The sequence below is a fragment of the Streptomyces sp. NPDC001100 genome, assembly GCF_053598575.1.
This window is the reverse complement of sequence record NZ_JBSFKO010000020.1, coordinates 116,340-135,489: the sequence shown is the minus strand read 5'-3', so window position 1 is coordinate 135,489 and position 19,150 is coordinate 116,340. Positions and strand designations below refer to the sequence as shown.

Genomic DNA, 19,150 nt, shown 5'->3' with positions numbered 1-19,150 from the left:
GCGGCCACCCGCCCGCCCGACTATTCCACTAGTCCACTAGGCGGCTAGCTAGCCGCCTAGTGGATCCAATCGGAGTGCTCCGTGCCCGACCTCTCGCACCACGCTCATCAACTGCGCGCCGTGGCTGACGCTCTCGAAGCGCAGTCCGACTCATCCGCCGACCCCTTGGCTCCTCACGTAGACACTCTGGAGATCATCAAGGCCCGGCACACCAGCCGCGGGCAAATCAACTACGCCGTCCCCGACGATCTCCAAATTCAGCGGCGCATTCGGCGGTACCACGCGGACCACGGAATCCAGCACGGTGACATCGTCGCGCTGGCACTCGACGCGTTCCTTCGCGCCAAGGGATACCCGCCTGACCTCAAACCCGCTCAGGCAGACGCCACGTGAGCACAGCCAAGTACCAACTTCTGTTGGAGGACATCGCTTCCCAGCACTGCCAGACACGGTCGACTGCTGAGCAACTCTCGCTCCTCGGGAAACCGGTACCCGTTCGGGTCCCCGCGGAACTCTGGCAGTCCTGGCTCATCGACGAGGACGTTGTCGCACGATTCGAAGCCAAACGCTACGTCCGATCGGTGGGCCAGTGCTGGCCGTGGTTAAACGCCGTCAGCTCGACAGGACATGGGTCCTTCCGTGCCGCGAGCCTTCCCGGACCGTCCCGTCGGGGAACCGTACCCGCGCATTTGTTCGCGTTCCAGCTCGCCCATGGAGTGATAGGGCGGCCGGGTTGGACTGCAGCCGAAGATCCCGTCGTGTGCCACACCTGCGACTTCCACGGTTGTGTCAACCCGTCCCATCTGAGGCTCGGAACCGCAGCGGAAAACCGAGCGGAGTGGTCTCTTCGGCGACGCGACCCCCATGGGCCGCTCGCGGATACGCGTGGGGCGGCGGGACGCACCCATGCCATCGCTCACGCAATTCGAACCGGGCTCGCAACGGGTGAGTCACCTGAAGAGATAGAGGAGCGCATCCGGGCCGCCGAGGAGGCTGGCCTCCCACTCACCCTCTGGTGAACGTGATCACGTTGGCATGGGACTGTCCAGTCATCCTGTATCCGCCAAGGGGCACAGAAGTCGGTCGGGGTCCGCTTCCTCGCCGCTGGTCCGCCTTCACTCCGAACCGGGAAATGTGGTTCGGAGTGAACGAGTTGATTGACGTCGCACTGACGCCCTCTCAGACGCGGCGTATCGCTGAGCTGTCTGGGCCGCTCCACGACGACGAGGTTGCCCACGCGTGGTGACTGAAGGTGCCCGAAACCGGAGACCATGACGCCGACGACTTCCTCCGAGAGCTGTTCTTTGGACAATGGGAGCAGGACCAGGGACCGGACGCGACAGGGTAGGTATTCGACATGGATGCCGGAAAGGTCTACTTGATGCTCTCGCGATCATCTTAACGAGGGGATGAGTCCCTTACGTTTGTGGTTTCATACCCATACAGCAGATACAGAAGGCGGGAATTTACAGATGGCTCAGAAGACGGTCGTTCTCCTCACTGATGACATCAGCGGCGGGGACGCTGACCAGACCTTGATCTTCGGGCTCGACGGCAAGTCGTTCGAGATCGATCTGAACGACAAGAACGCCGAGAAGCTGCGCAAGGCCCTGAAGCCGTACATCGAGGCAGGCCGCAAGACGGGCGGGAGGGCTTCGACCCGCGGGCGCGGCGCTGGGGCCACGAGAAGTGGAGAGGACACTGCGGCTATCCGGGCTTGGGCCAAGGAGAACGGCTTCGACGTCAACGACAGGGGCCGGGTTCCCGCGAACATCCGGGACGCCTACACGAAGACAAACGGTTGATCTCGGAAACACGGAATTCCCCCCGGACCGAATCCGGGGGGAATTTTCTTCTTCCTCTTCCGGATCCGCACCGCGCAGCCCTCTCCCGAATCTTGGTCCAACCCGAGGGCGGACACCCAGGGTTTTGTACCGGGGGCGGTTTAGCTGCCACCGACCCAGTCGTGGCGTGTCGTCGTCCACCGAGGTGAGCAGCCGGTCCCCTAGCGCAGTGTCCGGCCGGCACTGCGGGCAGGCATCGACTCCCTCCGCGAGCGCACGCAGTGCCTGATCCCTCTCAACGCCCTTGGACCGCGAGCCTGCGTTCCAGCAGCCGCCGACGTGGCATACACCGCGTTGCGCTGGGACCGGCCCCGTTCGATCAGCCAGTCCGGCGCCGGCGGCCGAGCGGCGAGTCCGCGCTGCCGTCCGGCCTCGCGCTGCTCACGGCGCGGGGCGCGCTCTCACTTGATCGTGTATCTGCCACGGGATGAACACAATGCCCTGCCCAACCATGAATAGTCCGATCCGGCGTCAGGAGGGGTAGAGCAGGCGCAAGGCCTTGAGGAGAGCGTTCATGGTCGTGCGGGCCGCGGACCGTCGGTAGGCGTGGCGCGACCAGATCGTCGGCAGTACCACCCCTACGAAAATCAGGACCATGCCGAGCAGGACAAGCAGGCCTACAGGGCCGAGGGCGTCGAGGGCGTCGTGCAGCTTCAATGTGTGCTCCGCTCTTTTGTAGTGACGGGAGCACCTTCCGCCGCCCGGACGGCCGGTGGTGCAACTCGGATCGAATCGGGATACCGGCCTCGTCGCCGCAGGCCGCAGCCTAGGCTGAGGGTCGGAATGCGGGGCGCCCCGGGATGTTCCGGGACGCCGGGGAGGGGCGGCGTTGCACCTGGGAGACGAGACACGGAAGCAGTTCACCGGCTGGCTCCGGGAGGTGCACCGGGCGGCGGGCGCGCCAAGCGCGGCTGCGCTAGAGCGGATGAGCGCCCGCACCCCGTCATCGGACGGCCGGACCCTCAGCAAGTCGCGTGTTCACCGACTCCTGAAGGGCGAGTTCGTCAGGCCCCCAGACTGGGAGACCGTGGAGGCCGTCCTAGACGCGTGCGTCCGCTGCGCCCCGCCTTCCGATCCAGTCAGCGGCTCCCTGGTGGGCCGAGAGCTGTGGCGAAACCGGCACCAGCAACTCGTCACGCTCCTCGAAGCAGCCAGGAAGGATAGCCGGGACGACGGCCGGGATGCCGCTGCCAAGAACGAGGGAGACGCCGCCGTCAACCAGGCGCTCGCAACCTACGCGCGCCGTGTCCGGGAAACGTACGGAAATCTCGACCTGGAGGTCCTAACGCCCGACAACGACCAGAGCGTGCAGCCAAGTGTCGAGATGCGCGAGGTCTTCGTCGTGCCGACTGTCCGAGCCAACCCGCCGCAAGTGGAGCTCTCTCGGGAACTCTTGAGCAAGCTACTCAAGGGCAAGGAGCTGGCCGCGGACGGGGAACTGCCACCGAGTCTCGACCTGGAGCTACTCAATTCCCTCACGGAGTCGTACCGCCGTCAGCCCGCAGAGGACGTGCTCGACGTCCTTGAACGGGAGGGCAGCCAACGGGTCGTGCTCCTCGGTGACCCAGGGGCCGGTAAGTCCACCCTTGCGCACTACCTCGCGCTCGCCATGACCGGTGACCTGCATCCCGATGGGCCCGTAGCCGCCGTCGCGGGCCGGATCGCCCTCATCGTGGAGCTGCGGCACTACGCGCAGCCGGCGTGGCGGCAGCAGTCGTTTGCGGACTTCATCGCACATCTGTGGACCACCGAAGGTATGGGGCTTCCGCTCCCCGTCCTGCGCCGGCTTCTCGACGAGGGACGCGTCCTCGTCGTCTTCGACGGGCTCGACGAGATCTTCGAGCCAGAGTTCCGGGCAGAGACGGCCCGCCGCATCGCCGGTTTCGCCGCTCACCACGAGCGCTGCCGGGTACTCGTCACGTCCCGGGTCATCGGCTACCAACGGCAGACGCTGGACGGGGCGGAATTCGCCCACTACATGATCCAGGACCTGGACACCCCTCGCGTCCACGAGTTCGCGGGCCGGTGGTACACGACGACATGCCCCGGACAGCCCGCACTCACCGAAATGCTCGTCACCCGGCTTAAGAAAGCGATCGCTCTTTCGCGGTCAGTTCGCGAACTGGCTGGGAACCCGCTCCTGCTGACCATCCTTGCCATCCTCGGCCGCCGGCAGACCCTGCCGCGCGACCGGCACGAGGTATATCAGCACGCCGTCACCGTGCTCGTCGCCCGCTGGGACCGGGACGCGAAGCATCTGACGGCTCCACTGTCGGGTCCCGTCGCCGACGCCCTCGACCTGCTCGGCCAGACCGAACGCCTGGAGATGCTGCGGCTCCTCGCTCGCAGGATGCAGGAGGGATCGGACGGCATCTCGGGTAACTACGTGCCCGAAGTAGACATTGAGGACGTCTTCCGCCAGTACCTCCAGCTCTGCGACGTTCGACCGGACGTCGCGCGTCGCGCCGCCCGCGCAATGGTCCAGCAGCTCCGGGAGCGCAACTTCATCCTTGCCCGGTACGGCGGGGGCGCCATGGGCTTCGTGCACCGCACGTTTCTGGAGTACTTGGCCGCGGCGGACATAGTCCACCGCTACGAACACGAACGGGAGTGGACCCCCGAAGCACTCGTCTCCGAGGTCCTCATCCCGAGGACCGAGGACACCGCCTGGCACGAGGTGATTCTGCTGGTCGCCGGGAAGCTCCGGGAGCACGACACCGGGACGCTGGTGGACAGCCTCGTCCGGCCGGCACCCTTCACCGACCGCAAGGAGCGACTCGTCTTGGCCCTCCAGACACTGGCCGAGGTGAAGAAGGTCTGGACGCTGAAGACCCAAAGCGTCGCGGTGGTCGACGGGATCACCCAGTCCCTGAGCACTGGGAGCGAGAGCTTCACGGCAGCCCTCCACGAATACCCGTACTTCGCGGTCGACCAACTGTCCCCGTCACTAGCTTCCTTCGGTGAGAACTGGGCGGGGCGCGACCGCTATCTAACCTGGTTCCACGTGTGGGGCCAGTTCATCGGGACCCGCGTCCCCGCTCAGCTTGCCAGCGCGCTCCACCGTGATTTCTCCGCCGTCATCGCGTACGCGCGGTTTGCCCGGCACCCGAGCGCCCGCGCCGGAGCCCTCACGGTGCTGGGCGAACGGTGGCCGACGATCGCCACCGTCACGGAGGCGATCAAGACGAGTGCCGTGCGAGACAAGGATAGGGTCCGCATCGCCGCCCTGCAGGCCCTAAGTACCCGCCCGATCGAGCACGAAGGAGCCGCTGAATTGCGGCTATTCCTCCAGGCCCGCGCCATCAACGAATCCACGCCCGGCGTGCGCAAGGAAGCGCTGAATGCCCTGGCGCGCCGCCACCCGGATGACGAGACTGTCTGCTTCCTGCGGTGGCGAGCGCAAGTGGACGTTTTCGATGCGGTACGGGCCACGGCGGCGGCGCTGCGGGCCAAGTTACTGTCGGAACCGGAAGAGGAGGGCGGCGAGGCACGCGCGCTTCCTGCATCGCGTGACAGCGCCTACATTCCCCGGAGAAGTGTCACCAGGCTCGGCTCCGATTTGGCTGCGGCGATGGCGGCCTGGCGGTCCCGCCGGCCCCGCGGGTTCGACGAGCTCAGCACGTTGCTCGACGACCACAAGGTGGTGGGCGGCCAGAAGAGGCTGACCTCGTGGCTACGGAAGCATCCCGAGGACCTCCAGCTGCTGATGCGGGACGCCCTGCGCTTCGCGCGTTTCACGGAGCTCCGGCCCTCCATGGAGTGGTTGAAGGATGTTGCAGAGACCGCTCTGTGCGCCACAGGCCACAGCGACGACATCCAGGCACGGAACTTCCTCATCGACTGTGTCCAGTCCCCCCACATCCTGCGGCGGACCGCGATGCAGGTGCTCGGCGAGTCCTGGGGCGGCGATCCCACGGCGACAGCCGCACTCGTGGAAAGCGCGGAACGCGATCCGGACCCCGAACTCAGGCTGACCGCTCTCCAGTCGCTGACCAAGCACTGCACGCACCTTCTGGAGGCCAGGGAGCTGCTGTTCCGCGCCGCTTCTGCCGATCGGGACGACGAGGTACGCGGCTACGCCCTGCTCTGGATGGCACAGTGGTGGCCCGATCACCCTGAATACGCCGCTCTCTTCGTCACCGACCCGCAAGCGACGGACGCGCCCGAGCCTGAACTTCGCGCCGCGATGCTCCAAGCCCTCGCCGCCGGCGGGCACGAGCAGGAGTTCGAACGGCAGCTCGCCCGGGAGGAAGTGCCCTGGATCCGGCGACGAATGCAGCAGATCGAGCGGTTGCGGACGGCTCCCGGAGCGGCGGCCCCCGCTGTCTTTTACGAGCGGCTACTGAACGGCCTACGGCAGCTCATCAAGACCCGGGCCGGGGCCGTGAGGGCGGGCTGAACAGCCGCGACGCCCGGCGTCGCCCCACTCCACCCAACACCATGCGGGCATCCGGAACCCACTCACAGCTGCTGCGCACCGGCTTCAAGGGACCTACTCATGCTGGGAGCACCGGAGGCAGAGCCTGGTCAGCGCGAAACAGCGCACGTCCCCGCTCTCTGTCGGTACGCCTCGGGGCTAGACCAGGGAGCACGACCACGCCAAAGACTTGGCATCGGACTGTTACGTCGAATCTTGTCCCGGAAATCATGAAGTGGCTGCCATGATCTAGCTGTGATTGCAGCGGTGCGACAGCGAGTGCGGCAAAAGCGCCGCCAGGCAGGTGACAAGATCGTTGATCAATTGGAACGTGACCTTCACGCCTTAGGGATGCCACGGCCCTCACGGCGCGTACGGGTAGCACTACGGGCTGGGACGTCCGGAAGGATCACGACCCCATTCATCCTGTTGGGGTGGGTAATTCTTGCTTCCACATGGTGCGACACTCTTATACATCAAACCATGGCCGGTGATATACCCAACACTTACATGGGCTTCACTGACACTTCTTTGCGCCACTGGGAAGACATCCAAAACGCACATTTCGATAGCGCAACCCTAGTGGCTCCCGTATTTTCAGCCGTGGCATTCGCCGCAATCTATTCCGCCATTCTGTTGGCTCCGTTATTTTTTGCCTTTAGAACAGTCACTGGGTTAAGGTGGTCACTTTCAAAGACGACCCGCACGCGACGTCGCTGTGAGACCACATACAACGCGGCACAAGCAATTTCTGCGTGCATAGAGGTTCGCCAGGCTTCCTGGAAGAATCGCCCTCGCAAAATGATTCACCTTGCCGAATGCTTGAAGCAGGTAGAAGTGTCAGTTATGAGCCTGCGCCGCACCAGCGGATATACACCTCAACGATCACACCGAAACCATCAGCTTAAGCGCCATGCTGGCCTCGTCGTAGCTGCCCTCCGCGCAGCTGAGTCCCTCATCGATAGCGATGGTATTGCGGCTTTGACCAGGATTGCATACCTCCTCACCAAGATTGGTGAGCGAGCCACCGAAGGGCGTATCGGCGCACTTCTCGACCCCGAGGACATCGATAGCAATCTCACGCCAGCACGTGATTGGGAATCGCTCCGACTCGCAGCGGCGGCGGCTCTAGTGGCAGCTTGTGGCGTAGGCGTGGGTCTTCTTGATATTCCCGATGGGGCCAGCGCCTACGTTATTGGCGGTTGCGGGGTCGCCATCCTCGTCCTGCTTTACGGGCGAAGGGCACATCAGTTTTTGGACCTTCTGAACACGATCCGTGGCAGCTGACGGTCGAGACAAACTTCACGATTTCCAGCAGCCCGTACGCCAGCCAACTAATACTCCAGTTGCACTTCTCCATATGCCCTGGTCGTGGGGCCCTTTCGGAGTCTACTAACTTGATCGGATGATGTCGGGCTGTTCGCCGGACAGCGCGCAGGTGGCCTCGGTAGTCCTGATGCGGTGAGATATCCGCAGGGTGGCGGCTTGACTGACGCCGAGAGGGCCGCGCGGGAGCGGGTCCGACTCCAGGCTGTGGCTTGCTTTGAGTGCCTGTTCCTGAGGCCGACATGACATGACGCTTGAACGCACTGCTCGTTGGATCTTCCAGGATGTGAGGGCGATCGGGAGCGATCCGGAACCGAACTGGTGCAGCGCACGTCTCCCGCACCATGATCTCAAGCGAGCGCCAGGAGCACGCGATTTCCACGAGGCTGGTGTCGCCGTCCTCTGTGGGTGTGGATTCGTCGAAGACCAACGATTACAACGGGTTCGCCGAGGCGTATACGGCCGCAAACGAAACCAACCTGGTCAATGCCTACTACGAGCGGCCCGCGATGCTGGCCCTCGCTGGAGACGTGGCTGGCCGTCGGATCCTCGACGCGGGCTGCGGCTCGGGGGCCTTGTTTGCCGAGCTGCGCGACCGTGGCGCCGTGGTGAGTGGCTTCGACGCGAGTGCCGGGATGCTGGAGCTGGCTCGGCGACGGCTCGGTGACGGTGCGGATCTACAGGTGGCGGACCTGGGCAGTCGGCTTCCTTACGCTGATGACACGTTCGACGATGTGGTGGCGTCCCTGGTGCTGCACTACCTGGAGGACTGGGGGCCGGCGCTGGCCGAGCTGCGACGCGTCCTCAGGCCGGGCGGTCGGCTGATCGTGTCTGTCGACCATCCCTTTGCCGTCAACCTCATACATCGCGAGGCCGGTCGTGAGGGCGAGTGCGACTATTTCGACACCACCAAGTGGACCGTGGAGTGGACCGTGGGCGGCCAGACCGCTCTGGTGAGCAGATGGCACAGGCCGCTGCACGCGATGACCGAGGCATTCAGCGGGGCCGGTTTCCGGATTACGGTCATCAGCGAGCCGGATCCTGATCCCGCCGCCCGCGAGCTGTTCCCCGAGGCCATCACGGCCACGCCGCGCTTCCTGTGCTTCCTGTTCTTCGTCCTGCAGGCGGGCTAGGGCTTATGTGATGGCGTGGTGAACCGGTTGTCTCCAGGGAGGCGTCGGTCCAGATCATTGAGGATTGTTCGGGCAGGTCACGTCATGCTTGAGCAGGAACTCAGGGGGCTCGCGGAGCCTGTCCTTGCTTCGTACGGTGAAGAGCATGGGCGGTGACAAGGTGCCCCGGCTGCGGTTGGTCGCCGTTGCGGCCGACGAGGGCGGGCCGAGGTTGTGCCGGGGGTGCGGGATGCCGTTGATGCCGTCGGCGAAGGCGACGGCGGTGTTATGCAAGGACGCGTGCCGGTCGAGGAGTTGGCGGCGGATGCGGCGGACCAGGGCGCGGGCCGAGGCGGTGACGGCCGGCGTGACGGCGGTGTGTCCGCAGTGCGGGGCGGAGTGGACGGTCGGGGTCGACCGCCTCGTTTCGGCGGTCTACTGCTCTCCCGTCTGCCGCAAACGGGCCTGGCACGCGCGGCGCGCGCGGGCCGACGAGGGGTGAGCCCGCACGCCGCCGGACCGTGGGGCCGCTTCGGGCGCCGGGTCCGTACGCTCTTCCCGCCGGGGGCGAGGCGGTCGGATCGTGCGAAGTGGAGGGTTTCCAGGGCGAGTTGCCGGCACGGGTCGGGTTGTCGTCCCCGGGGGCTCGTGGGGTGGTGTCCGGATGACCGGGATGGTCGGCAGTGTGACCCGGCAGCGCTACGACGAGCTCGTGGAACTGGGCCGGGGCTGGGTCGCGGAGATGAGCTCCGTGCAGTGGCGGCTGGGGGACGCGGCCGGGGAGATCGAGCCTATGCGCGTCCACGGCGGGGTGAACCCGTCGGGGAGCGAGGAGTTGTTCACCGTCAGCGAGGCCCTGCGGATGTTCGCCGAGGACGTCGGCCTCGCCTACACGACGGTGCGGGACTACCGGTGGGTGGCCTCGCGCTGGCCGAAGGAGCACCGCCGCGCGGACGTCTCCCACACGATCCACAAGATCCTCGCGTCGATCCCGGACGAGAAGGAGCGGTTCGAGGCGGTCGCCAGCCCTCCGGCGCATCCGCGCGGGGGTCCGGCACGCTGGACGCACGACAGCGCGAAGCGGATCGTGGGCTGGAAGGTCGACACCCCCGAGAGCGTCCAGGAGAAGGTGGACGCGATCCACGATCTCGCCGCCGACGACCAGGTCGCCGCGAAGGTGACGACGGACTTCCTGCGCCGGCCCGCGGTCGCCTCAAAGGCGATGGCCGACGACACCGCCCGGCACGCCGTGAACGAGGCGCAGTTCGACCGCTTCCGTCAGGAGGCCGCGTTCGTGCAGGACGAGGCGGCGCCGCTGCCCCAGCTGGCGCGGATGGAGCACAGCGTCCAGTTCATGGACCTGGTCGCGGCCTGCACGCAGTTCGTCGTCACCGCCGGCAGGATCGTGCCGAACCTGCGCGGGACGCCGTTCGACGACGCCGAACGCGAGACGGTCCTGCACGGCCTGTCCAGGGTGCGGGCGTCGGCCGACTGGATCGAGAACGCGGTCACCCGCGGCGAGGTCGACCTCGACGAGCAGCTCGCAAAGCTGCTGAAGGGCTCGGGCGAGTAGCCGTGGGGCGGGGCGTTCCCGCTCACGTCCACGCCGAAGCCATCCTGTCCGCCCTCCTGGAGGCCCGCCCCGCCGGACTGACCGTCGTCCAGCTGATGGCGGCCACCGAACGCACCCGCGCGCAGGTCCACACCGGCCTCGGTCATCTGCGCAAGGTCGCCGCTGCGAAAGGCCTGCCGCCGATCACCTGGGACAGGACCTGGGGTTATCGGATGCTGGAGGACGCGCCGGAGATCTGGATCGGCTACGAGCGGGCGTTCTTCGAGTCCACCCACCACCGGATCGTCAACTTCATCGAGGGCATCCTCCTCGCGCACCGCAAGAAGAGGCCCGACGACCCCTACATCCGCACGGTCATGGCCAGGATGGGCGCGATCGAGTCGACCCTGCACCTCCTCGCCAACCTGGAGTGACCTCGTCCGAGGAAGGCGACGGGCCGCGACCGCCCCGCAGTTGGCTCCCCGCACCGGTCGCGGCCCGCCACCCCGCCATGCCCCTCGACATGCCCCGCTACCACTACCCGTCCGACACCAGCGACCTCGAATGGGCTCTCCTGGAACAGCTGTTGCCGGTTCCCGCCTGCCGGACCGCCAGGGGCGGGGCCCCGGAGAAGTGGCCCCGCCGGCGCGTCGTCGACGCGATCCGCTACATCACCGACAACGGCGCGAAGTGGCGGGCGCTGCCCGCCGACTTCGGCATCCCCTGGCGCACCGTGTTCGGCTACTTCGCCCGCTGGGCGAAGGCCGGCGTCCTGCGGCACGTCCTCGACCACCTCCGCCGGCGGCTTCGTATCCGGCGACGCCGGTGTCCCTGGCCGGTCCGGGTGATCGTCGACTCCCAGTCCGTCAAGGGCGCCGAGACCGTCTCGAAAGCGACTCGGGGCTACGACGCGAATAAGCACATCAATGGGAGGAAGCGTCATCTTCTGGTCGACCAGGACGGCCTCCTCGTCGACCTCCTCGTCACCCCCGCCGACGTCACCGACCGCGACGCGGCCCGCATCCTGCTCACCCGCCTGCACACCGAGCACCCCGAGATCGTGCTGGTCTGGGCCGACAACGGCTACGGCGGCGAGGAGTTCGCCACCTGGACACAGAGCACCCTCGGCATCACCGTCAAGGTCGTCTCCCGGCCCAAGGACGCCAAGGGCTTCGTCCTGCTGCCCAAACGCTGGGTGGTTGAGCGGTCGAATTCGTGGACCATGCGGGCTCGCCGCAACGCACGCGACTACGAGCGCCTCATGTCCCACGCCGAAGCCCACATCCAGTGGGCCTTCATCACCCTCATGACCCGCCGCCTCACCCGCAGGAACCGCCGAACCGAGGTGGCCCCGACTCCCCTCGCGGCAGTCGCCTGACGATCTCCCATTTTCCGTTCGGTTCGGCGTCCGCCGGACGCCGAACCGAACGGAAACAACGATCAACCCTCACTTACATACGCCACGACCTGCGGAAAGAAGATGTGACACAGCTTCTCAGCCGCCGGATACGTACTTGGTGGCGTCAGCACCTCCGTCGACTGCGACAACGTCAACCGGGTGACCAAGCAGAATCCGGACGCGGGCACCGTACTCCTCCCGGGATCCTCGGTCTCCATCACCCTCGGCAAGAAGCCCGCCCCGCCTGCCCAGTGCCCCTGACCCCAACAACTCCCCACCGCCCTACCTCGTGGGACCGAAGACCGCGGCCCCGGCACGCTTGTGTGACCTACCGCCTGAGCGGGTGAGCCGGGACATGACGCCACCGCTTCGGTGCCCATGGCCGCCGCCCGTGCGATGTGCTGGGAACCGAGCCGCTTGAGCTTGCGGTCCACCCACTCCCCGAAGGCTGTCGGCAGCCGGTCGGTGTCCAGGCTGGGCAGAGCACCAGCGGCACACCGCGTTGTCGAACTCGGTATTACAGATAGCTGGACAACCGCGCGCCCGATGCCCTCCTGAGACAGGTAGGTAGGCATCGGGCGCGCGGAATGCTACGAAGTGCCGTTAGGGCTGATCTGCGTCATGCGCTCCTCGGAAATCCGCAAGACCCTCACTCTAGATGAATGAATTCTGGTACGCCGTCGGTCGACGTTGGATCGTCAAGGGCATACGTCAGAATTCCTTCTGGAGCACGTACACGCGACACTGAGACACCGTGCAGGCACGCCTCACACCAGAACAAGACATAGCCGATTCGACTCTCACTGTCGACGATGTAGCGAATCTTCAGCTCAGATCGACCACAATTCGGACATGAGATGTGATTGGTCTCGCCGGACTCGCGAGCAGCGGCTAGCGCCTTTAGCCAAGTCTGCCGATCACTCATCACTTCAGCTTTCCGTTGAAGTAGTTCACGAATTGTTCCTCGATGCCGTAGGCCGCACTCTCATAGGCCCTCCTTGCTGTTTCATCTGCGGGGGGACCGTAAAGATCGATCTGCATGACATGCGTGCGTTCATGGCCTATCGTCGCGGCAAGAGTCTCCTCTGAAGTGAACGCATCCGGATACAGGGTGATGGTCCTGTTCGGAGCAGTGTGACCGTAGAAGCTTTTGCCGATCAGCCCGGAGTCTCGGTTGATTTTGACCTTGACGCCGTCGAGCCCGACACCGGCGGCCTCCGCTATGAACTTGACCACACGCTTCTGCATGGCGACCTGAAGTCCGGTGAAGGCTCCTGTATTTACGCCTCGACGAGCGAGACTGATCTGAGAATTCTCTTCGGGAGTTTTTCCGCCGAGGGCCAACGCCGGGGCCAGTGAACCGTTTTCAAACGCCGCCGTGTAGAGACTGGATTCCGTATCCGCTCCAGCAGCACTCGCCCACCCGTCGTAGGCCGCCTTCGTGTCGTCAGTGGCACTGCAGGAACCTGAATCGAACCAGCAGAATGGATTGGCGAGGTCGCTCACCTCGTCAAGGCCGTAGCCTATACCTGCCAAATGCCCCACGACGTTGGTCTTGAGGTTGCTGCCCTTCTTCAGTGGGACGGGATCTGGCCCGTTCTTGAACACCACCGTCGCTGACGCGTGTCCCCCGCCAGTGCTGACGGTGACAGTCAGGGTGCCGCTTCCATAACTCTGCGTGTAGGTCTTGGTGGAGTGGAAAACCCACCCATGGGCGCTCGGTGTCGCCCATTCCCGGTAGGTGCCGCCCTTGCCGTCGCTGCACCCGCGTTCGCAGTCTGTGATCGGCCGCAGACCCGTCGGGTCGGACTTGGTGACGGGGGTGTTGTTGGCGTAGGCGTAGCCGTTGAGGGACTCGTGGTCCTCGGGGGCCAGGACGGGGTCGACGGAGAGGAAGCGGCCGGTGACCGGGTCGTACTCGCGGGCGCCGACGTGGGTGAGGCCGGTGTCGGCATCGGCAGGTTTGCCGAGGAAGCCCTTGTCGTCGGGCCAGGCCGACGGGGTTGCGCCGCGTGCCTCGCCGAAGGGCTTGGTGTAGCGGCGGGTGACGGCCTGGGTGGTGGCGTCCACCGTCATCGATGCGGTGCCGTGGTGGTCGTCGACCATCCAGAACAGGCTGGTCTCGGTGCGCACCGCGGTGGCGTCGCCGGCCGGGTAGTAGCGCTGGGCGGTGAACTTCTTGGCGGCCGTGTCGTAGTGGAGTTCCTGACCGGCCAGGTAGAGCACGGTCTTGCCCGGGCCGCGGCGGATCAGGAGTTCGCCATTTGCGTCGTACAGGTAGTCGGTGGTCTTGGTGCCTTCGGTGAGCCGGGTCAGCTCCCCTTCGATGTCCCAGTCCAGGCTCTGCGCGGTGCCCGTCGGGCTGTACCGTTTGGTGGTGTTGCCCTGCTCGTCGTACTCGTACGACTTGGCCGCTGCGGTGCCGACCGTGACCGAGGTCATCGTGTGGGGCTGGCCGGCGCCGGCGGCGTTGACGGTGGGGTAGCCGTAGGACGTGGTGGTGTTACCACTGGCCTTGTGCTCGATCTGCGTGTCGCGCAGGCCGCCGGGCTTATAGGTCCAGCTGGTCCAGTACGGGGCGGGGCCGCCGAGCGCGGATGCCGAGCGGGCGGTGGCGCAGTCGTTGGAGGTCGGGGTCCATGCTTCGGCGAGGCGGCGGTAGCCGTCGTAGGCGAAGCACTGGGTGTCCTTGCCGTTCGCCTGGTCGGTGACCGACTTGATGTTGCCGGTGGCGTCGTAGGCGTAGTCGACGTCGCTGGTGTACCCGGTGTTGGTCTGGTCGACGGTGTGGGTGTTGGTCAGACGGCGGGTGCCGTCCTCGTACTGGTTGAGGATCTGGAGTTGCTTGGCGCCGGTGGAGGTGCCGAGACGGGTCTCCTGGATCTCGCCGTACGGGGAGTAGCCAATGTTTTGGACGTAGTCGGTCATGCCGTCGGTGCCGGTGAGCATGCCGAGGCCGTTGTAGCTGCTGGTGACGGTCTCAGCGGGGAGCCCTGACACTGCGGGCATCGAGGTGGACTGGATCGTGCCGTCGATGTTGTAGGTGGTGGAGGTGGTGAAGGTCGGCGACGCACCGGCGGCGGTGAGGGCGCTGGCCAGGGGGTCACTCGCGGCGATGACGGTCTTGGCGCCCTTGGGGCGCCCGAGCGCATCGTAGCCGGTGACGACCTGGGAGTAGATCTTGCCGGTGGTGCCGCCGACGTAGCGGATCGCGGCGGTCGGCTGTCCCTTGGCCAGGGTGTCGTAGGTGAACTTCGTCAGCTGATGGGTGGTGTCCTTCGTCCCGTCCCAGGTGCCGGTCTTGCGTCCAAGTTCGTCGTAGTCGGTGATTAGTGTCCGGGAGACGCCCTTGAGGGTGGAGGTGACCGTGATTGGCTGGTCGGCGTCGTTGTAGGCGGTGTCGACCTGGCCCTTGTCCGGGTCGGTCGAGGTGGTCTTGCGGCCGTACAGGTCATACCCGTACGTCCACACTGCTCCGTCCGGGCCCGTCAGCTTCTTGACCTGACCGCTGGCGGTGTACTCATACAAGGTGCGCGTGTAGTCATTGCCCGTGGGGGCGGGGCCCCCATACTCGCGGCGCTCGGTGACCCGGCCGCGGGCGTCGGTGATCGTCAGCGTGCCGGTGCCGCCTGCGGCAGCGGTAACGGCGGTGCGGTCGCCCTGGTCGTCAGTCTTGGTGCGCCACTTCTCCTGGTCGTAGACCCGGAAGATCGATTCCGTAGCGCGTGCGGCGGCGTCGTAGACCGTCTCGGTGGAGGCGGGAACCGAGCCGGGGAAGGTGTTGGCCAGGGTGCCCGACGGGGCGTTGTTGTCGTGGACCTGGGCGTTGGACATGTAGGCCAGGCCGCGGTCGTCGTACAGGGTCTCGGAGATCACCCGGCCGCCGTCCGGTGCGGGGACCTGCTTCTGTCGGGAGCGCAGCAGGCCGTCGAAGATCTCGTAGGAGCTGTTGTAGGTCTTCCCGTCGGCCTTGAGGGCGTCGGTGCGGACCCAGGTCTCCTTGTCGTTGTTGATGCTGTATGCGTAGACGATGCTCTCTGCGTCACCCAGCGCGCGCGAACGGTCGGGCTTCCAGACCGACTTGAGACGGCCGAGCGCGTCGAAGGCCCATTCGGTGACGTTGCCGTTGGGGTCGGTGGTCTTGGTGGCGGTTCCCCAGGCCGGGTCCACCACGGTGGTGGAGGTGTAGAGCTTGGGATCCTGGGTGGTCTTGGACGTCATCGGGCCGTAGCCGGTGTCGTCGGGGACGTAGGTGGTCCTGACCGTCTGGTTGAGGGCGTTGGTCGCGGTGACCGGCCGGCCCAGCTTGTCGTAGGTGGAGGAGGAGACCTGCTGGTAGACAGGCTTCTTGTCCACTGCGCCGTAGCTGGAGACCCGGTAGGTGGCCGTCATTTCGCCCAGAGTGGGCGCGATTCCGACCCCCTGGCCGTCGTAGGCCGTGGTGACGTCGGAGATGACGTCGTCGGGGACGACCGGGACAGCCGAACACGTAGTGCTGTAGGTCTCGGCGCGCGAGACCTTATTCACCAGCCAGGCGGAGGTGTTGCGGGCGTAGCTGGTCTTCACACAGGTCTCGTCACCGGTCTTGGCGGTGTCGCCGCTGTCCTCAACGGTCATCGGCATGCCGTACGTGGGGTCGTACGTGGTCTTCTGGGTGACCGTGCGGGTGCCGGTGGAGGTCTTGGTGCGGGTAGCGGTCTCGCCTGCCTGGACGATCCAGGCGTCGGTGGTGCCCCAGCTGTAGGTGTGGCTGCCGGTCTTGTGGGACCAGGGGGTGTTGATGGTGCCGCTGAGTTCTTCGGTGCCGTTGTAGACGATGGTCTCGCGGACGAAGCCGGCGTACTGACGGGCGTCGTCGACCGCGGTACCGGTGGAGTCGGTGACCTTCTCCACCCGCGCGGTGCCGTCGAGTTCCTTCTCTCCGTGCAGTCCGCGCATGTAGAGCGTGGACTTCTTTGAACGCGGGCCCTCGGAGTCGCCGGAAGTCTCGACGACCTTGCCGTAGCCGCGCCACTGCGACCATGTGCGGTTGGAGGCCTTGGTCAGGCCCTCGTCGTCGGCGTAGCCCCAGCCGGCGCCGCCCTGGTAGTCGTAGTACTTCTCGCCGGTGTCGCCGTGGCCGTAGGGGTCGTCCTGGAAGACGGAGGTGACCACGTACTTGTGGAACCAGTCGGTGACCGGGGTCGCCCCGGACTGGGACCACTTGACCGGGTAGCAGCGCCGGGAGTTCTTGTCGACGTCCGCCGGCATGCTGGAGCCCCAGATGCAGTCCGGGTCGGAGTAGTTGACAGTGGTGGTCGACCCGGTCTCGGACTTGATGGTGCGTACGCGCCACTTGATGTAGCGCAGAGTGTCCGGGCCGCTGCCCTCGACGTGGTTGGACAGCTGCATGCCGCCGAAGGTGACCTGTGGCATGGCGGCCGTGGTGGTGTTGGCCTTGCCGGTGTTCTGGATGGACTTCAGCCACAGGCTCGCCGAGGAGGCGTCGCCGGTGTCGGGGAAGCTCTGCTCCAAGTGCCAGGTGTCGACGTCCCGTTGGGTGGTGCCGCTGCCGGTCCACACCGAGGTGGTGATGTCGGTGAGGCGCTTGCGGGTGAAGAAGGCCGGGCCGATCTGGGTGGTGCACTTGGTGCCGCTGGCGCAGATCATGTCGTAGGGCACGTCGGGCCAGTTGGCCTTGGTGTCCTTGGTCAGGCTGGAGCAGCCGCCCGAGACGACGCAGCGCTCGGCGTAGTCGAAGCGGACCTGCTGGGCGGCGGGCTTGGAGTAGATCAGGTCGCTGCGCAGGCCGTAGTCGATGCGGTTGAGGTAGCCGCCCCTGGTGTAGCCGGTGCCGTTGAAGGCGGTGTCGGCGTTCTTGGAGTAGTAGTTCGTCTCCGTGCTGTACCAGTACGTGGAGGCGTTGCCGTGGGTGTCCACGACGTAGTCCAGGTTCCAGCGCCACGCCTGGTTGCAGGAGGAATCGGCGAAGCCGGTGGACTTGTAGCAGGGCTCGCCGGAGTCGTCGCCGAAGACCGGCACGGTCCATACGGAGTTGGTGACCGGGTCGTCGGCGGCGGTGCCGTTGTCGCTCCAGCCGGGCATCCGGTGTTTGCCGAAGAAGTACTGGTTGCCGGAGGCGTCCGTGACCTTCCAGTACTCGGTGTTGTCGTCGCCGTTGCCGGTGGCTCCGGTCAGATGCTCGACGCGGGTGCCGTCCTCGTTCTTCAGCTTCCACGAGCCGCCGGATGCCTGGGACAGGGCCGCGGTGTCGCAGGCGGTCTTGTCGGCGCAGGTGTTGACCAGCTCCACTGCCTTGCCGTTGAGGACGAGGGTGGCGTTGGCGTACTTCCAGCACAGGTCGCCCTTGCCGGCCTGGCCGTCGTCCCTGCAGGAGGCGTACTTGCGCTCGATGAAGGACTCGGTCATCGAGAAGCCTTCGCCGATCACCGAGGTCTGGTTGTTCTCTCCGGCGGTGCGGCCGTCCACCGAGGCGGAGTTGTAGGAGATCGACAGGCTGGGGGCCGGGCCGGCCGTCGCCGGAGGAACCCGCAGCGGGTAGTTCCAGGTGAAGTCACCCGTGCTGCCGCCAGCCTCCCAGGTCGCGGTCGGGGACAGCGGGGTGGAGGCGTAGTCGCCCCCGCCGCCGGAGCTGTCGGCAGCCGCTGCCAGGAGCATCGGGGTGCCGGCTTTCAGCGTGCTGGAGGGGAGGGTGCCGGTCAGGGTCTGGGACTGGGTGTCGTTGTCCGCGCCCGTCACCGGGGTCTGGGTGCGGCACGCCTTCTTCTGCGGGGTGGTCAGCGCGCATGCCGGGAGCGTCACCAGGCGCAGGCGGGGGCCGAAGTTGCCGCCGTAGACATCGCTGAAAGAGGAGTAGTTAAGGGAGACCCGGAGTTTGTCGCTGTCGCCGGGGAAGTCCTCGGATGCGGCTCCCGCCGGGTCGACGGTGAGCAGGACGCCGTTGACGCCCGCCTTCTTCGCGGCCGACTCGGAGCGAAGGCTGAGCGCCACCTTTTCGGCAGGGCCGGTGGCCTTCGCGTTCTTCCTGGTCTTCGCCGACTTGGCCGCCGAGGTGGCAGGTTCCTGGGCCAGCGTCATGCCGAGCCCGCCGACGGTGACAGCGGCCTTGCCGGTCGAGGCGACCGAGGTGGTGGCGCTTCCGGGCTTCGGCCAAGCGGCCTTCTTCAGGCGCTCACGGGTTTCGCGGGATGCCGACGCGGCCTTGTCCTTGGGTGCTTTGGACGTGCCGGGTTTGAGCACGCCCACCTTGTCGGTCTTCGCCTCGGGCCGGTCCTCCAGCGGCTTACGGACAGTCTGGGACTGGGCCTGCGCGGCAAAGTCGAAGCCCGGGGGAGCCACGACTTGTGGCAGGAGAGCGAGAGAGGTGACGAGTGCGCCACGGCCCAGCCAGCGGCGTACGACCGCCCCTGACAAGCGTGTGCGGAAGGGTGTTGAAGGCACGGTGATGTCCCGTTTTCGGAAAGGGAAATGGGCAGGAAGCGCTCAGGCGCCGGATCTCGA

12 protein-coding genes and 3 pseudogenes are annotated in these 19,150 nt (G+C 66.1%); 11 read left to right on the top strand and 4 right to left on the bottom strand.

The genetic code is table 11. The features are described from left to right. Nucleotides 1–81 precede the first annotated feature (81 nt). Both ACWDEW_RS27850 and ACWDEW_RS27845 read left to right on the top strand, forming a co-directional pair. Nucleotides 82–393 carry a hypothetical protein gene (locus ACWDEW_RS27850; protein ID WP_450516009.1) on the top strand — a complete coding sequence of 104 codons (312 nt, stop codon included), beginning with the start codon at nucleotides 82–84 and terminating at the stop codon, nucleotides 391–393. Between the two features lie 1,079 nt (nucleotides 394–1,472). After that, nucleotides 1,473–1,805 carry a histone-like nucleoid-structuring protein Lsr2 gene (locus ACWDEW_RS27845; protein WP_450516008.1) on the top strand — a complete coding sequence of 111 codons (333 nt, stop codon included), beginning with the start codon at nucleotides 1,473–1,475 and terminating at the stop codon, nucleotides 1,803–1,805. A 258-nt stretch (nucleotides 1,806–2,063) separates the two neighbouring features. On the opposite strand, the pseudogene ACWDEW_RS27840 reads toward ACWDEW_RS27845, so the two are convergent. Next, nucleotides 2,064–2,171: pseudogene (locus tag ACWDEW_RS27840) on the bottom strand (hypothetical protein); the annotation flags it as partial. A 144-nt stretch (nucleotides 2,172–2,315) separates the two neighbouring features. Further along, nucleotides 2,316–2,501: a hypothetical protein gene (locus ACWDEW_RS27835; RefSeq protein ID WP_450516006.1), complete on the bottom strand. Its 186-nt coding sequence runs from the start codon at nucleotides 2,499–2,501 to the stop codon at nucleotides 2,316–2,318. Between the two features lie 172 nt (nucleotides 2,502–2,673). On the opposite strand from ACWDEW_RS27835, the gene ACWDEW_RS27830 reads away from it, so the two are divergent. The 4 genes and pseudogenes from ACWDEW_RS27830 (at nucleotide 2,674) to ACWDEW_RS27815 (ending at nucleotide 8,720) form a co-directional block, all read left to right on the top strand. After that, nucleotides 2,674–6,243, top strand: coding sequence for an NACHT domain-containing protein (locus ACWDEW_RS27830; RefSeq protein ID WP_450516004.1), 3,570 nt, complete (start codon nucleotides 2,674–2,676; stop codon nucleotides 6,241–6,243). Nucleotides 6,244–6,744: 501 nt separating this feature from the next. Then, nucleotides 6,745–7,548 (top strand): hypothetical protein, encoded by an 804-nt coding sequence (locus ACWDEW_RS27825; RefSeq protein ID WP_450516002.1) that lies wholly within the window; start codon nucleotides 6,745–6,747, stop codon nucleotides 7,546–7,548. A 174-nt stretch (nucleotides 7,549–7,722) separates the two neighbouring features. Next, nucleotides 7,723–7,809 (top strand): annotated as a pseudogene (locus ACWDEW_RS27820) (helix-turn-helix domain-containing protein); the annotation flags it as partial. A gap of 122 nt (nucleotides 7,810–7,931) precedes the next feature. After that, complete coding sequence (locus tag ACWDEW_RS27815; RefSeq protein WP_450516000.1) at nucleotides 7,932–8,720, top strand: class I SAM-dependent methyltransferase; 789 nt, start codon at nucleotides 7,932–7,934, stop codon at nucleotides 8,718–8,720. A gap of 54 nt (nucleotides 8,721–8,774) precedes the next feature. Here ACWDEW_RS27815 and ACWDEW_RS27810 read toward each other — a convergent pair whose 3' ends face one another. Further along, on the bottom strand, nucleotides 8,775–8,993 hold the full coding sequence (locus tag ACWDEW_RS27810; protein ID WP_450515998.1) for a hypothetical protein: 219 nt from the start codon (nucleotides 8,991–8,993) through the stop codon (nucleotides 8,775–8,777). 31 nt (nucleotides 8,994–9,024) lie between these two features. On the opposite strand from ACWDEW_RS27810, the gene ACWDEW_RS27805 reads away from it, so the two are divergent. The 5 genes and pseudogenes from ACWDEW_RS27805 (at nucleotide 9,025) to ACWDEW_RS27785 (ending at nucleotide 11,911) form a co-directional block, all read left to right on the top strand. Beyond that, a complete protein-coding gene (locus ACWDEW_RS27805) occupies nucleotides 9,025–9,201 on the top strand; it encodes a hypothetical protein (protein ID WP_450515996.1) in 177 nt (58 codons plus the stop codon). A gap of 162 nt (nucleotides 9,202–9,363) precedes the next feature. Then, nucleotides 9,364–10,272 carry a DUF6192 family protein gene (locus ACWDEW_RS27800; protein WP_450515994.1) on the top strand — a complete coding sequence of 303 codons (909 nt, stop codon included), beginning with the start codon at nucleotides 9,364–9,366 and terminating at the stop codon, nucleotides 10,270–10,272. 2 nt (nucleotides 10,273–10,274) lie between these two features. Further along, on the top strand, nucleotides 10,275–10,685 hold the full coding sequence (locus ACWDEW_RS27795; RefSeq protein ID WP_450515992.1) for a RacP protein: 411 nt from the start codon (nucleotides 10,275–10,277) through the stop codon (nucleotides 10,683–10,685). Nucleotides 10,686–10,774: 89 nt separating this feature from the next. After that, nucleotides 10,775–11,578: pseudogene (locus tag ACWDEW_RS27790) on the top strand (IS5 family transposase); the annotation flags it as partial. Between the two features lie 231 nt (nucleotides 11,579–11,809). After that, on the top strand, nucleotides 11,810–11,911 hold the full coding sequence (locus ACWDEW_RS27785; RefSeq protein WP_450515990.1) for a PASTA domain-containing protein: 102 nt from the start codon (nucleotides 11,810–11,812) through the stop codon (nucleotides 11,909–11,911). 663 nt (nucleotides 11,912–12,574) lie between these two features. On the opposite strand, the gene ACWDEW_RS27780 is transcribed toward ACWDEW_RS27785, so the two are convergent. Then, nucleotides 12,575–18,988 carry an RHS repeat-associated core domain-containing protein gene (locus ACWDEW_RS27780; RefSeq protein ID WP_450515988.1) on the bottom strand — a complete coding sequence of 2,138 codons (6,414 nt, stop codon included), beginning with the start codon at nucleotides 18,986–18,988 and terminating at the stop codon, nucleotides 12,575–12,577. Nucleotides 18,989–19,150 lie beyond the last annotated feature (162 nt).